General features: G+C 43.9%; 9 protein-coding genes, 2 tRNA genes and 2 rRNA genes. 6 read left to right on the top strand and 7 right to left on the bottom strand.

The genetic code is table 11. The annotated features are described in order from the left end of the window. Position 1: 1 nt before the first annotated feature. The 3 genes from NDN13_RS11760 to NDN13_RS11750 form a co-directional block, all read right to left on the bottom strand. A complete protein-coding gene (locus NDN13_RS11760; protein WP_251115585.1) occupies positions 2-364 on the bottom strand; it encodes a hypothetical protein in 363 nt (120 codons plus the stop codon). Between the two features lie 43 nt (positions 365-407). Continuing rightward, positions 408-1,751 (bottom strand): ribosome rescue GTPase HflX, encoded by a 1,344-nt coding sequence (hflX, locus tag NDN13_RS11755; RefSeq protein ID WP_251115584.1) that lies wholly within the window; start codon positions 1,749-1,751, stop codon positions 408-410. Between the two features lie 74 nt (positions 1,752-1,825). Beyond that, complete coding sequence (locus NDN13_RS11750) at positions 1,826-1,966, bottom strand: hypothetical protein (protein WP_251115583.1); 141 nt, start codon at positions 1,964-1,966, stop codon at positions 1,826-1,828. Positions 1,967-2,156: 190 nt separating this feature from the next. Here NDN13_RS11750 and NDN13_RS11745 point away from each other — a divergent pair, with 190 nt between their 5' ends. After that, entirely contained in the window at positions 2,157-2,987 is an 831-nt protein-coding gene (locus NDN13_RS11745) for a lysophospholipid acyltransferase family protein (RefSeq protein ID WP_251115582.1), read from the top strand. On the opposite strand, the gene NDN13_RS11740 is transcribed toward NDN13_RS11745, so the two are convergent. Further along, entirely contained in the window at positions 2,980-4,542 is a 1,563-nt protein-coding gene (locus tag NDN13_RS11740) for a phospholipase D family protein (RefSeq protein ID WP_502799540.1), read from the bottom strand. The genes NDN13_RS11745 and NDN13_RS11740 overlap by 8 nt on opposite strands. 169 nt (positions 4,543-4,711) lie before the next feature. Between NDN13_RS11740 and NDN13_RS11735 the strand changes: the two genes are divergently transcribed. Beyond that, positions 4,712-5,722 carry a metallophosphoesterase gene (locus NDN13_RS11735; RefSeq protein ID WP_251115580.1) on the top strand — a complete coding sequence of 337 codons (1,011 nt, stop codon included), beginning with the start codon at positions 4,712-4,714 and terminating at the stop codon, positions 5,720-5,722. A gap of 48 nt (positions 5,723-5,770) precedes the next feature. Here NDN13_RS11735 and yfiB read toward each other — a convergent pair whose 3' ends face one another. Genes yfiB through yfiR form a run of 3 tightly spaced genes read right to left on the bottom strand, consistent with a single transcriptional unit; the run spans position 5,771 to position 7,999 of the window. After that, positions 5,771-6,250 carry an outer membrane lipoprotein YfiB gene (yfiB, locus tag NDN13_RS11730; RefSeq protein ID WP_251115579.1) on the bottom strand — a complete coding sequence of 160 codons (480 nt, stop codon included), beginning with the start codon at positions 6,248-6,250 and terminating at the stop codon, positions 5,771-5,773. 8 nt (positions 6,251-6,258) lie between these two features. Beyond that, positions 6,259-7,482 carry a diguanylate cyclase DgcN/YfiN gene (gene dgcN, locus NDN13_RS11725; protein ID WP_251115578.1) on the bottom strand — a complete coding sequence of 408 codons (1,224 nt, stop codon included), beginning with the start codon at positions 7,480-7,482 and terminating at the stop codon, positions 6,259-6,261. Positions 7,483-7,486: 4 nt separating this feature from the next. Beyond that, positions 7,487-7,999 (bottom strand): regulatory sequestration protein YfiR, encoded by a 513-nt coding sequence (yfiR, locus tag NDN13_RS11720; protein WP_502799539.1) that lies wholly within the window; start codon positions 7,997-7,999, stop codon positions 7,487-7,489. Between the two features lie 527 nt (positions 8,000-8,526). Between yfiR and NDN13_RS11715 the strand changes: the two genes are divergently transcribed. The 4 genes from NDN13_RS11715 to NDN13_RS11700 all read left to right on the top strand — a co-directional run bounded on the left by NDN13_RS11715 (position 8,527) and on the right by NDN13_RS11700 (position 13,662). Continuing rightward, positions 8,527-10,064, top strand: a 16S ribosomal RNA gene (locus NDN13_RS11715). Positions 10,065-10,123: 59 nt separating this feature from the next. Continuing rightward, positions 10,124-10,200: transfer RNA gene (locus NDN13_RS11710), tRNA-Ile, on the top strand. A gap of 55 nt (positions 10,201-10,255) precedes the next feature. Next, positions 10,256-10,331: transfer RNA gene (locus NDN13_RS11705), tRNA-Ala, on the top strand. A gap of 438 nt (positions 10,332-10,769) precedes the next feature. After that, positions 10,770-13,662 (top strand): 23S ribosomal RNA (locus NDN13_RS11700). The 16S and 23S rRNA genes sit together here with 2 tRNA genes alongside, the layout of an rRNA operon. Positions 13,663-13,683 lie beyond the last annotated feature (21 nt).

Genomic DNA, 13,683 nt, shown 5'->3' with positions numbered 1-13,683 from the left:
CTTATAACCAACGTTTCGCCATTTTGGCATAGACCCATAATGGCAATAATGTACTGAAAGTTAGAATAAATAAAAATGCAGGAATTTCTTTGCCCATATGCACCAACATGATTAATGAGCCTGCGCAAATAGGCAAAAAGGCAAAGCCACTTTCTTTCAATATCTTATTGTTGGTATCAATCAGGCGATTGGAGATTTTTTTAAACCGTCTCCAAATCAATAAGGTCATTAATAGGCTAATCAGTCCAACCAAATTACCCAGTTCCGGATGACCCAAAGCCTTGGTGATCGCAACAGCCCCTTCACGATAGACAATAATTAACAAAATCGTGCCAAACCAAGCTGTCCAATCAATATTCTTCATTTTCTTTGTTACTCTCGTTTATCTGAACGATGGCTGATCGCAATTATTGTGATGGATGATCGATCTCAAATTCTTCCAAAGGTCGCTGAAATAGGGAAGCTTTTTTTCCAAGAATTTCGTCTAATGGTAAATGCGCCTGTTTGATGAGTTGTTCCAGTTTATGTGGTGCAATACACACGGATAAATGCAGATCACCCTGATCATCATACTGTTCGGATTGAATTACATTCAAGGTATAGAGTTGCGTACGTAATTTACCGTAAGCGGGTTTTAACACTAAATCAAACTGTTGTAATTGTCCCATTAGACATTGTTGTACGGCTTGACTGAGTAATTCAAGTCCTTGAGCTGAATGGGCAGATACATAGACCCGATCAGGGACATCAGCTGTTTTATAAATGATTTTGGCGGCATCACCGCTGAGATCAATTTTATTGTAAACATGCAAAATCGGGGCATCCGCACCAATTTCTTTGAGGACGGACTCTACGGCTTCAATCTGTTCAGACATATTCGGACTACTGCTATCAATCACATGTAAGAGCAGCGTCGCTTCTAGTGTTTCTTCTAAAGTGGCTTTAAACGATTCCACCAAGTCATGTTGTAGATTACGAACGAATCCAACGGTGTCGGCCAGTACAACGGTGCCAATACCGTCCCAGTCTAGGCGACGTAAAGTGGGATCGAGCGTTGCAAATAGTTGATCGGCAGCATAGACATCGCTTTTGGCGAGGATATTAAACAGCGTGGATTTTCCAGCATTGGTATAACCCACTAAAGAAATGGTCGGAATGGCGGCTTTTTGACGTGCAGCACGACCCTGCAAGCGGGTTTGCTGTACTTTAATCAGTTTATCTTTGAGCTGAGTAATACGGACGCGGATTAAACGACGGTCAGTTTCCAGTTGCGACTCACCTGGCCCACGTAGGCCAATGCCGCCTTTTTGTTGTTCGAGATTACCGGTAAAACCACGAATTAAACGGGTGGATAAATGTTTGAGTTGTGCCAGTTCAACCTGTAATTTACCCTCATGGGTGCGTGCGCGTAGCGCAAAAATATCCAGAATTAAACCTGTGCGGTCAATCACACGACATTTCAGAATTCGTTCAAGATTACGTTCTTGGGCAGGCGACAATGAATGGTCAAAAATGACCAACTCGGCTTCGAGGCTTTGGACCAATTCAGCAATTTCATCGACTTTCCCTGAACCGATAAAAAATTTCGGGTCAGGTTTATTACGTTGCACAATGAGATGTTCAAGGATTTCAGCGCCAGCAGATTGAGCGAGCAATCGAAACTCTTCAGCATCAAGATCGTCGAGGAGCTGGACAGACACACTGACTAAAATTGCCCGTTCACCGCTTTGACGCTGCTCAAAATTTTCCACGTGCTTATGAAATCCTTATATTTAAAGCCTTATTCTAGAATAAACTTTAACTAAAGGGCAAAGGCTTCGCGGATTTATATGACATTACGACGGATCAGCTCAATGAATCCGACTAAGGTTCCCATATATAAAATCGACCATCCCAAAAACATTCTTAAAGCATAGCCATAAGCAATGGTGGTTTGGTTTTCAGATGTCGTGCTTTGCGGGTTCATCACATCACCTTTTAATCTGTAAATTCGATTTATTTATAATATTTGATCTGATAAATCTTTTAAAATTGAAAAAATTTATGCTCACATTCGTTTTTTGTTATGAAGGAAACTTCTATAAGGCAATATCGACATGATATAACAGAGTTAATTCAATGCACATGTGCATCTATGCGTACGGTTTTAAGAATTTATGACTCAACAAGCAACAGCAGTAAATAACACACCTTTAAGTCTGTTTTCGAAATTCAGTTTATATAGTAAAAAATTAGCCGCAGGTTTAGAAACCATTGGTGAGGGCTTCTATCTTATTTACCGTCATGGTTTATATAAAGATCCAAATAATCCTGTAAATACTCGTTATGTGCAGTATTTTTGTCGCCGTTTGTGTGAAGTCTTTAATGTCGAAGTTGAAGTGCATGGCGCCATTCCGCGTGAACCAGCCTTATGGGTCAGTAATCATATTTCTTGGTTGGATGTGGCTGTTTTAGGCTCAGGAGCACGTATCTTTTTCTTGGCCAAGGCAGAAGTGGAAAAGTGGCCTATTTTAGGAAACTTGGCCAAGGGTGGCGGGACTTTATTTATTAAACGAGGCTCAGGAGATTCGATTCGAATCCGTGAGCAAATTGCTGAGTTTTTAAAACAAGATATTCCTGTCCTGTTCTTTCCAGAGGCCACCACGACCGATGGTAGTAAAGTTAAAAAAGTTCACGGACGTTTATTAGGTGCAGCGATTGAAGCACAGCGCCCCGTGCAGATTTGTGTAATTTGCTATGTCAACCAACAGGGCGAATTGGATTTGGTTGCGCCATTTATTGGCGAGATGTCTTTTGCAGAACATGTGCAACGTGTGCTGGAGATGCCTAAAGTCACAGCACATTTATTGACTTTACCTGCGATTTCAGTCGAAGGGCATACGGTAGAAACGCTCACCAAGGAAGTCGACCGCCAAATGCGGGCTGGTCTAGAGCGCTTGCAACGAAAAGTACTCTCCGTGCTACCCAAAAGCTTGGAAACTACATAAACCCTTCAATCGGTAGCCATGAAATCACTTTCATGCCTGCTCTTTGCCACCATTTCATTTTGGGTTCTTTGGTATAAATCAAAGGACCTTGTGGCGTTTCACGTTGCCAAGTGATTTTCTTGTTGGCATCTAAAACCAAACGATAGGCATAGGTTTTTAAGTTTTGATCCATGGTGGCATGTACTGCTTGTGCCAATGGCGGGCTATTCAGTAAGACACCAATCTCGGTATTCAAATAAGCGGAACGCGGGTCAAAATTAAAAGAACCAATAAAGACCTGTTTTTCATCCAGTGCCATCAGCTTGGCATGTAGACTGGAACGACTTAAACCTTTGATGTTGACCTTGGCTTTTTTTGCCAGCTCCTCCGTGTGTTTATCTAAATCACTTTTATCAAGTGCAGGTAAAAACTCATACAGTTGTACGCCATTTTCCAGCAGTTCTTGGCGGTATTTCCCATAAAAAGCATGTACCACTGCTACGTCATTGGCTTTAAATGAGTTGGTCAATACTCTGACTTCGATACCATCTCTTGCCAAATCACTTAAAATTTTTGTTCCTTTCTTTTCAGGAACAAAATAAGCAGAGATTAAATCGATATTCTTTTCGGGTTGTTCAAGGTGGTTAATTAACTGGAAGTTGAGATGTTCTTCTTTTTTAGCTTTAGATTTGATTTTATCAGGTGAGTCTTTGACCACCTCTGCCTTGACCCAGTCGAGGGAAATATCCCGATCCATGAGGGCATCGACAGCTTGGGAGCGACTGGTTAAATCAAGATAATTTTGTACGGTAATCCGCTTATAGTGTTCATCGAGTTGCTCTTTAAGACTTTCGTAGCTCAAACGGTGCGCACTTTGTTTTACGACCTCGCGCACATCGTAGGCATATTCGTGATTCCAGTAATCATCAAATGATTTGGAGATGTCATTTACCGCGGTACCAAACAACATCACATCTACATCAGAAAATTGATAGGTATCACTGACGTTATAATATTGGTTGGTCATATTGCGACCGCCAATCAAGGCAACCTGATGATCGGCAATAAAGCTCTTATTGTGCATGCGCCGATTAATGCGCTTCAAATCCAGTACCATATCAATTGCACGATATTTTCGGAAACGGTAAGGATTGAATAGTTTTACCTCGATATTGGGATGTTGTGCCAAAGCTAAAAAAATACCTTCGGTATGCTTGGCATTATTATCATCAATCAGTAGTCGCACTCGTACCCCGCGATCTGCAGCACGGATCAGTGCATGTAAGGCTAGGGCACCAACCTTGTCGTTATCCCAAATATAATATTGTAAATCTAAGGTCTTCTCGGCTTTATCAATTAAACGCAGTCGGGCTGCCAGTGCCTCTAAAGGTTCATATAAAACGTGATAACCAGTGAGGTCTGGATGTTGTTGCTGTAAGGGCCTTATGACCTGCGCCAAGGATGTTTCTGAGGTGTCAATTTGTGTGGTTGTTTGTATGACAGGCTCAATTTTATGTTTGGGTAAGGTGCTACACCCCGTAACAGTGAGCGCAATTGAGCAATAAATCGCAAGCATACTTTTATTGTAAGTACTTGTACTTATCTTTGTATGTTTGCTATTTAAATGAGAAAATTGCGTCATAATCGTTACTGATTAAAAGTTGGGCTCGAGTATACCACTTCATCGAAAAAGATAAATATAAGATGAGATGTATGCCCCTAAGGTAAAGTTAATGAGGGCTGTAATGTCGAATTCGGATACTGTTATTTTTGGTTTTTATCTTATTTTTGCCGTTCTGGCATTTTGGGCATTGATTCAAGCTTGGGTTCATCAAGCACGTACAGAAACCATCCATCCCTTTAAAGCCTTTGTACATTTATTGGCGTTTTATCTGTCTTATTTATTGGTTCCACTGTGGTTCTTTAGTATTTATGCTGGTTGGGGTGGATATTACAGTCTTCATCAGGCAGGATTTGTTTTTCTACTCAGTAGTGTGTTGATCTATGCGCGTTTTATTGAACCACACAAAATTCATGTTCAACATCATCAGTATCGTTTGAATTCAGAGCGTGAGTTTCATCAACCGGTCAAAGTGGCTTTGGTTGCAGACATGCATGTCGGATTATTTTCAGGGCATGAACGGCAATTGAAGAATATGGTCAAGAAGTTGAATCAGGCGAAACCTGATTTGGTGGTGGTCGCGGGTGATTGGACTTATGAACCTGAGAATCGCTTGGTACAGGAGCTTGAGGTACTCAAGCAAATTGAAGCACCTGTGTATTCGGTTCCTGGTAATCATGATGAACAATACCCAGGGCCCCCGATTCAAGCGTTGCTAAGTCGGGCACTTGAACAGAATAATGTTATTGATATTGAAGGAAAGATTGTTGATTTTGATGAGTTTCGGTTAATCGGAATTGGAGATCTGTGGGCAGGGAAGGCCAATATGCGCTTTATGCCTGATTTACCCCAAGATAAACCTTGGCTGATTTTGTCGCACAACCCTGATACGGTTGATATGGTGCCGGAACTGCCAACCCGGCCATTAATGCTTTCAGGACACACGCATGGCGGGCAGATCGAGTTGCCTTGGATCACCAGTTATATTATGAAACGGGTTTCTATTTTGGGCCATAAGAAGGGTTTCTATACCCATGAACATGCCGATGTGTTTGTTACAGTCGGGACGGGGATGGTAGGAGTCCCATTTCGCTTTCGGGTGCCACCAACGATTGATATCATCGAACTAATTTAAATAAAAAAACCGACGGCATTGCGTCGGTTTTTTATTGAATCGGTTTGATTATGGAATGATGATGACATTGACGCGGCGATTGCTAGCGCGGTTTTCATCAGAGGTATTTGGAACAAACGGCTGATGTGAACCACGACCGACTACAGTCAAGTTGGTTTGCTTGAACCCTTGAGCGACAAAGATATTTGAAACACTTTGAGCACGCTCTTCAGAGAGCTTTTGGTTATATTCTGGATTACCAATATCGTCAGTATGTCCCACGATTTTTAATTTCTGTAGATCATACTTATTCAATTGAGTGGCTAAACGAATAATCTCTTGTTGATGTTCAGGTTTGATTTCTGCCTTGTTGAAATCAAATAACAAACGTTCAGGTAGGCCCAAGGTCCAGCCTTCATTCGTGAGAACAAAACCTTCTTTCTTGAGCATTTTGACCTGACGGTATTTCAACGGGCCAAAACTCAAACAGCCAGCCAATGTTAGGCAGAGCAACGCAATAAATGAAATTTTAATGGTGTGAGTGCGCATAACATGTCCTAAATTTCTGGTTTATAAAGAAACCAATGTGGGTTTAAATTTTTAGCTTTATACATGGCTTGATCGGCTTGCATAATTAAATCCTCTGGATTCTCTGCAAACTGAGAAAAAGCAACCCCTAAGCTAAAACCGAAATGAATCATTTGTCCGTTAAACGCTAATGGCTGTTCGCAACTTGCGAGAACCCCTTCAGCGATTGTGGTTAAATGATCAGCGTGATGAATTGAATGTAAAATAATGGCAAACTCGTCACCACCTAAACGCGCAATAAAATCTTCATGACGAACTGATAGTCTTAAACGAGACGCCATTTCTTTTAAAACGGCATCACCAGCTAAATGCCCATATTCATCATTAATCACTTTAAACTTGTTATTGTCGATAAATAATAAGGCAGAGTTGTGACGGTATTGTGGGTTTTCAAAGATATTAAATAATTCTTGATAAAAATAATGACGATTTGGCAAGCTGGTTAATTGATCATGATGGGCTTGGAATGAAAGTTGACGATTTTCTTTTTGCAAATGGGTATGCCAAATTTGGATTTCTTCTAACAGTTCATTAAATACGGTATTTAAATTTTGGAATTCGTGAATATGGTTGTTAGGAAAACGTAAATTATAGGCCTTTTGATCACTGACCAATTGTGCAATATGGGTGAGTGGCTTGATTGCTTGCATAATTTGGCGGTAGGTAATATTCACTGACCACAACAAAGCAATCACAATGAAGAACATTGAAATTGCAAGACCAATAATAATGGTTTTTAAAAAGTGCAAAATATTTTCGGAGCTACCATACAGCACCAGTTCGCCTACTTTTTTCTTATGGTGAACCACCATGAGCTTAACTGGGTCATGTAAAAACCAACGATCCATTAAATCTTGCATCACGGATGTGTGTGCAACTTTTTTGGTACTTTCAGCCAATAGTTGTTGCTGTGGATCATAAACATGAATACTACGGATGGCATGTTCACTGGTGTAGTCATCAAGAATCTGGTCAATTGCACCTTTATCTCTAAACACGACGGCTGGTTGAACACGCTCCAAAACTGTTTGACTTAATAATTGTAAATTCTGTTTTGCATAGGTTTCCATGGTGAACATGGAAATTGTGGCAAAAGTAAAAGAACAGATGACAAAGGTAATGGCAAAGATCGCAAATTGTGATTTACGGAATAAGGCGTGTAAGGACGTTGATTGATATAAATTTGAAATCACTGTCTTACCCCGCATTCTTCGCTAAAAGTAAAACACGAGGATCAATATGCACCTTGGAATAAGTTAAGGCATCCAAATTCACCTTGAAGGTTGAAAAGGTCTTTTTATTATATAAGCAAAAAATGCTACCCACTTCGCAGGCTGGATTATTGGTGCTTAATGAAAGCAGTGATCGGGATGGGTAGGCTTGAATCAAGTTCTGTTGTTGTTGTGGTGATGTTGTTGTGAAATAGGCAACATGACATTCTGTTTTGGGGAAGTCTTTAGCACTGACGGCCTGAACTTGATACTCATAAGCAAGCTGGCGAATATTGCTTTGAAATTGATTCGCTGCATCTTGATTGTCTATGACACAAATGGTTGGGCGATTTGTGTTGGACCATTTGCTATAACTTAATATTGATAAAGCCAATTCATAAAAGTTATGCGTTGATATGGCATAGCAAAGCGGGCTCGCAGCAAATGATGCAGCAAGCAATAAATATCGAGCCTTTTTACCAGCAAACCGTATTTTCAATCAAAAGTGCCAAAAAATGTGAAGCAAGAGACATATTCTACTGGACTTAATTGTTTAAAAAAAGTTCTTAAACACAAAGAAAAAGCATTAAAAGTAACTGTTCAGTTCAAAAAATAGGCGGTCGGAGCAATAAATCAAGATAATTTAAAAAATGGGGTTGTATTGGGTTGGGAATGCTGTAGAATGCACATCCATCGGCGGTGATGCAGATAAAAACTTGTTGAGAAACAAGGATTTGGCTAAAGTGGTTGAGTTCTTGGGTTGATTGATAAGTTTGTTAAATATCTAAATTACCTGTTGACTTTTAAGAAATTGAGAGTAATATAGCCGACCTAGCTTGATGATGACGAATCATCGAGAAGATCATTAAGAGAATAGAAGAACAACTTGTGTGGATTTTTACTAGTTGATCAATCGAAAATATTTCATTGATTGAAGAGTAGAAATTTCTCGAAGTTTATTTGAGCGAATTTTTAGTCAGAAAATTGATGAGCCAAGATTTGTAGCCATAAGCTACTAATGATTTTAAACTGAAGAGTTTGATCATGGCTCAGATTGAACGCTGGCGGCAGGCTTAACACATGCAAGTCGAGCGGGGAAGGGTAGCTTGCTACCTAACCTAGCGGCGGACGGGTGAGTAATGCTTAGGAATCTGCCATTTAGTGGGGGACAACATTCCGAAAGGAATGCTAATACCGCATACGTCCTACGGGAGAAAGCAGGGGATCTTCGGACCTTGCGCTAAATGATGAGCCTAAGTCGGATTAGCTAGTTGGTGGGGTAAAGGCCTACCAAGGCGACGATCTGTAGCGGGTCTGAGAGGATGATCCGCCACACTGGGACTGAGACACGGCCCAGACTCCTACGGGAGGCAGCAGTGGGGAATATTGGACAATGGGCGGAAGCCTGATCCAGCCATGCCGCGTGTGTGAAGAAGGCCTTTTGGTTGTAAAGCACTTTAAGCGAGGAGGAGGCTACTTAGATTAATACTCTAGGATAGTGGACGTTACTCGCAGAATAAGCACCGGCTAACTCTGTGCCAGCAGCCGCGGTAATACAGAGGGTGCGAGCGTTAATCGGATTTACTGGGCGTAAAGCGTGCGTAGGCGGCTTTTTAAGTCGGATGTGAAATCCCCGAGCTTAACTTGGGAATTGCATTCGATACTGGGAAGCTAGAGTATGGGAGAGGATGGTAGAATTCCAGGTGTAGCGGTGAAATGCGTAGAGATCTGGAGGAATACCGATGGCGAAGGCAGCCATCTGGCCTAATACTGACGCTGAGGTACGAAAGCATGGGGAGCAAACAGGATTAGATACCCTGGTAGTCCATGCCGTAAACGATGTCTACTAGCCGTTGGGGCCTTTGAGGCTTTAGTGGCGCAGCTAACGCGATAAGTAGACCGCCTGGGGAGTACGGTCGCAAGACTAAAACTCAAATGAATTGACGGGGGCCCGCACAAGCGGTGGAGCATGTGGTTTAATTCGATGCAACGCGAAGAACCTTACCTGGCCTTGACATACTAGAAACTTTCCAGAGATGGATTGGTGCCTTCGGGAATCTAGATACAGGTGCTGCATGGCTGTCGTCAGCTCGTGTCGTGAGATGTTGGGTTAAGTCCCGCAACGAGCGCAACCCTTTTCCTTATTTGCCAGCGAGTAATGTCGGGAACTTTAAGGATACTGCCAGTGACAAACTGGAGGAAGGCGGGGACGACGTCAAGTCATCATGGCCCTTACGGCCAGGGCTACACACGTGCTACAATGGTCGGTACAAAGGGTTGCTACCTAGCGATAGGATGCTAATCTCAAAAAGCCGATCGTAGTCCGGATTGGAGTCTGCAACTCGACTCCATGAAGTCGGAATCGCTAGTAATCGCGGATCAGAATGCCGCGGTGAATACGTTCCCGGGCCTTGTACACACCGCCCGTCACACCATGGGAGTTTGTTGCACCAGAAGTAGGTAGTCTAACCGCAAGGAGGACGCTTACCACGGTGTGGCCGATGACTGGGGTGAAGTCGTAACAAGGTAGCCGTAGGGGAACCTGCGGCTGGATCACCTCCTTAACGAAAGATTGGTGACTGGTAAGAATCCACAACAAGTTGTTCTTCGAAGATGTATCTGAGGGTCTGTAGCTCAGTTGGTTAGAGCACACGCTTGATAAGCGTGGGGTCACAAGTTCAAGTCTTGTCAGACCCACCAAATCTGATTGCAGTAGCTTGGATTGAAAGATATGTCGTTCATTAAGTGATAAGCTGGGGACTTAGCTTAGTTGGTAGAGCGCCTGCTTTGCACGCAGGAGGTCAGGAGTTCGACTCTCCTAGTCTCCACCAAATTCGAGGGTAAACAAAGCAACGCTTTGTCCGAGAATTTAAGCAAACAGCTATGCTGTGCGCAGGCACACATAGGATGTAGCTTGAAGCTAAGAAGATTATAGAGTTTAGTGAATACAGTCCAAGTTGACTGGTTTATTAATCTCTGTGATTTATCACAGTTTACTACTCACCGACGAGGTGGTAGTTAATCATTAACAGATTAGAAAATTGAGTCTGAAATAAATTGTTCAAACTCGATTAGATATAAGCTTAACAAGCAATTGTTAAGAAGATATTTAATCTGAGAACTAGCAAAAACACTGAATCAAGCGTTTTGGTATATGAATTTAGATTGAAGCTGTATGGTGATTAAGTTCACAGACAACAAACCAGTGGCAATTAAGTTTGCAACGATAACACTCACTTGTATGTGTTAACGACTGTTTGGGGTTGTATAGTCAAGTAATTAAGTGCATGTGGTGGATGCCTTGGCAGTCAGAGGCGATGAAAGACGTGATAGCCTGCGAAAAGCTCCGGGGAGGCGGCAAATATCCTTTGATCCGGAGATTTCTGAATGGGGGAACCCACCCGCTATAAGGCGGGTATCATAAGCTGAATACATAGGCTTATGAAGCGAACGAGGGGAAGTGAAACATCTCAGTACCCTTAGGAAAAGAAATCAATTGAGATTCCCTTAGTAGCGGCGAGCGAACGGGGAGCAGCCCATTAAGTTGTGTGTGTTCTAGTGGAACGCTCTGGGAAGTGCGAACGTAGAGGGTGATATTCCCGTACACGAAAGGGCACACACAATGATGACGAGTAGGGCGAGGCACGTGAAACCTTGTCTGAATATGGGGGGACCATCCTCCAAGGCTAAATACTCCTGACTGACCGATAGTGAACCAGTACCGTGAGGGAAAGGCGAAAAGAACCCCTGTGAGGGGAGTGAAATAGATCCTGAAACCGCATGCATACAAGCAGTGGGAGCCGACTTGTTCGGTGACTGCGTACCTTTTGTATAATGGGTCAGCGACTTATATTCAGTAGCAAGGTTAACCGCATAGGGGAGCCGTAGAGAAATCGAGTCTTAATAGGGCGTTTAGTTGCTGGGTATAGACCCGAAACCAGGCGATCTATCCATGAGCAGGTTGAAGGTTGGGTAACACTAACTGGAGGACCGAACCCACTGTCGTTGAAAAGCCAGGGGATGACTTGTGGATAGGGGTGAAAGGCTAATCAAGCCTGGTGATAGCTGGTTCTCCCCGAAAGCTATTTAGGTAGCGCCTCGGACGAATACCATTGGGGGTAGAGCACTGTTTCGGCTAGGGGGTCATCCCGACTTACCAAACCGATGCAAACTCCGAATACCAATGAGTACTATCCGGGAGACAGACTGCGGGTGCTAACGTCCGTAGTCAAGAGGAAAACAATCCAGACCGCCAGCTAAGGCCCCAAAATCATAGTTAAGTGGGAAACGATGTGGGAAGGCATAGACAGCTAGGAGGTTGGCTTAGAAGCAGCCACCCTTTAAAGAAAGCGTAATAGCTCACTAGTCGAGTCGGCCTGCGCGGAAGATGTAACGGGGCTAAAACTATGTGCCGAAGCTGCGGATTTACGCATTAGCGTAAGTGGTAGGGGAGCGTTCTGTAAGCCGATGAAGGTGTATTGAGAAGTATGCTGGAGGTATCAGAAGTGCGAATGCTGACGTGAGTAACGACAAAACGGGTGAAAAACCCGTTCGCTGAAAGACCAAGGGTTCCAGTCCAACGTTAATCGGGGCTGGGTGAGTCGACCCCTAAGGCGAGGCCGAGAGGCGTAGTCGATGGGAAATTGGTTAATATTCCAATACTTCTGTGTAATGCGATGAGAGGACGGAGAAGGTTAAGTCAGCCTGGCGTTGGTTGTCCAGGTGGAAGGTTGTAGGCATGCATCTTAGGCAAATCCGGGGTGCTCTATGCTGAGAGCTGATAGCAAGCTGTACTTGTACAGTGAAGTGGCTGATACCATGCTTCCAGGAAAAGTCTCTAAGCTTCAGTTACACAGGAATCGTACCCGAAACCGACACAGGTGGTCAGGTCGAGTAGACCAAAGCGCTTGAGAGAACTCTGCTGAAGGAACTAGGCAAAATGGTACCGTAACTTCGGGAGAAGGTACGCTGCTGACGGTGATGGGACTTGCTCCCTGAGCTATTGGCAGCCACAGAAACCAGGCCGCTGCAACTGTTTATTAAAAACATAGCACTCTGCAAACACGAAAGTGGACGTATAGGGTGTGATGCCTGCCCGGTGCTGGAAGGTTAATTGATGGGGTTAGCGTAAGCGAAGCTCTTGATCGAAGCCCCAGTAAACGGCGGCCGTAACTATAACGGTCCTAAGGTAGCGAAATTCCTTGTCGGGTAAGTTCCGACCTGCACGAATGGCATAATGATGGCGGCGCTGTCTCCAGCAGAGGCTCAGTGAAATCGAAATCGCTGTGAAGATGCAGTGTACCCGCGGCTAGACGGAAAGACCCCGTGAACCTTTACTGCAGCTTGACATTGAACTTTGACCTTACTTGTGTAGGATAGGTGGGAGGCTTTGAAGTACGAACGCTAGTTTGTATGGAGCCGTCCTTGAAATACCACCCTGGTAATGTTGAGGTTCTAACTCTGCCCCGTAATCCGGGGCGAGGACCATGTCTGGTGGGTAGTTTGACTGGGGCGGTCTCCTCCTAAAGAGTAACGGAGGAGTACGAAGGTGCGCTCAGCGTGGTCGGAAATCACGCGTAGAGTATAAAGGCAAAAGCGCGCTTAACTGCGAGACCCACAAGTCGAGCAGGTACGAAAGTAGGTCTTAGTGATCCGGTGGTTCTGTATGGAAGGGCCATCGCTCAACGGATAAAAGGTACTCTGGGGATAACAGGCTGATACCGCCCAAGAGTTCATATCGACGGCGGTGTTTGGCACCTCGATGTCGGCTCATCTCATCCTGGGGCTGAAGCAGGTCCCAAGGGTATGGCTGTTCGCCATTTAAAGAGGTACGCGAGCTGGGTTTAGAACGTCGTGAGACAGTTCGGTCCCTATCTACCGTGGGCGCTGGAAATTTGAGAGGATCTGCTCCTAGTACGAGAGGACCAGAGTGGACGAACCTCTGGTGTACCGGTTGTGACGCCAGTCGCATCGCCGGGTAGCTATGTTCGGAAGGGATAACCGCTGAAAGCATCTAAGCGGGAAGCCTACCTCAAGATAAGATTTCCCTAGGAATTTATTCCTCTAAAGAGCCGTTCGAGACTAGGACGTTGATAGGTTGGGTGTGGAAGCACGGTGACGTGTGAAGCTGACCAATACTAATTGCTCGTGAGGCTTGACTATACAACACCCAAACAGTTGTTG

This window comes from Acinetobacter sp. C32I (genome assembly GCF_023702715.1).
Lineage (GTDB): Bacteria > Pseudomonadota > Gammaproteobacteria > Pseudomonadales > Moraxellaceae > Acinetobacter.
Note: the sequence above shows the minus strand (reverse complement) of the source record. Positions and strands in the feature narration are given on the sequence as shown.

Coding starts and splice junctions, on each gene's coding strand:
- NDN13_RS11760 (WP_251115585.1), bottom strand. CDS start 364: ATGAAGAATATTGATTGGACAGCTTGGTTTGGCACGATTTTGTTAATT.
- NDN13_RS11750 (WP_251115583.1), bottom strand. CDS start 1,966: ATGAACCCGCAAAGCACGACATCTGAAAACCAAACCACCATTGCTTAT.
- NDN13_RS11745 (WP_251115582.1), top strand. CDS start 2,157: ATGACTCAACAAGCAACAGCAGTAAATAACACACCTTTAAGTCTGTTT.
- NDN13_RS11740 (WP_502799540.1), bottom strand. CDS start 4,542: ATGCTTGCGATTTATTGCTCAATTGCGCTCACTGTTACGGGGTGTAGC.
- NDN13_RS11735 (WP_251115580.1), top strand. CDS start 4,712: ATGTCGAATTCGGATACTGTTATTTTTGGTTTTTATCTTATTTTTGCC.
- yfiB (WP_251115579.1), bottom strand. CDS start 6,250: ATGCGCACTCACACCATTAAAATTTCATTTATTGCGTTGCTCTGCCTA.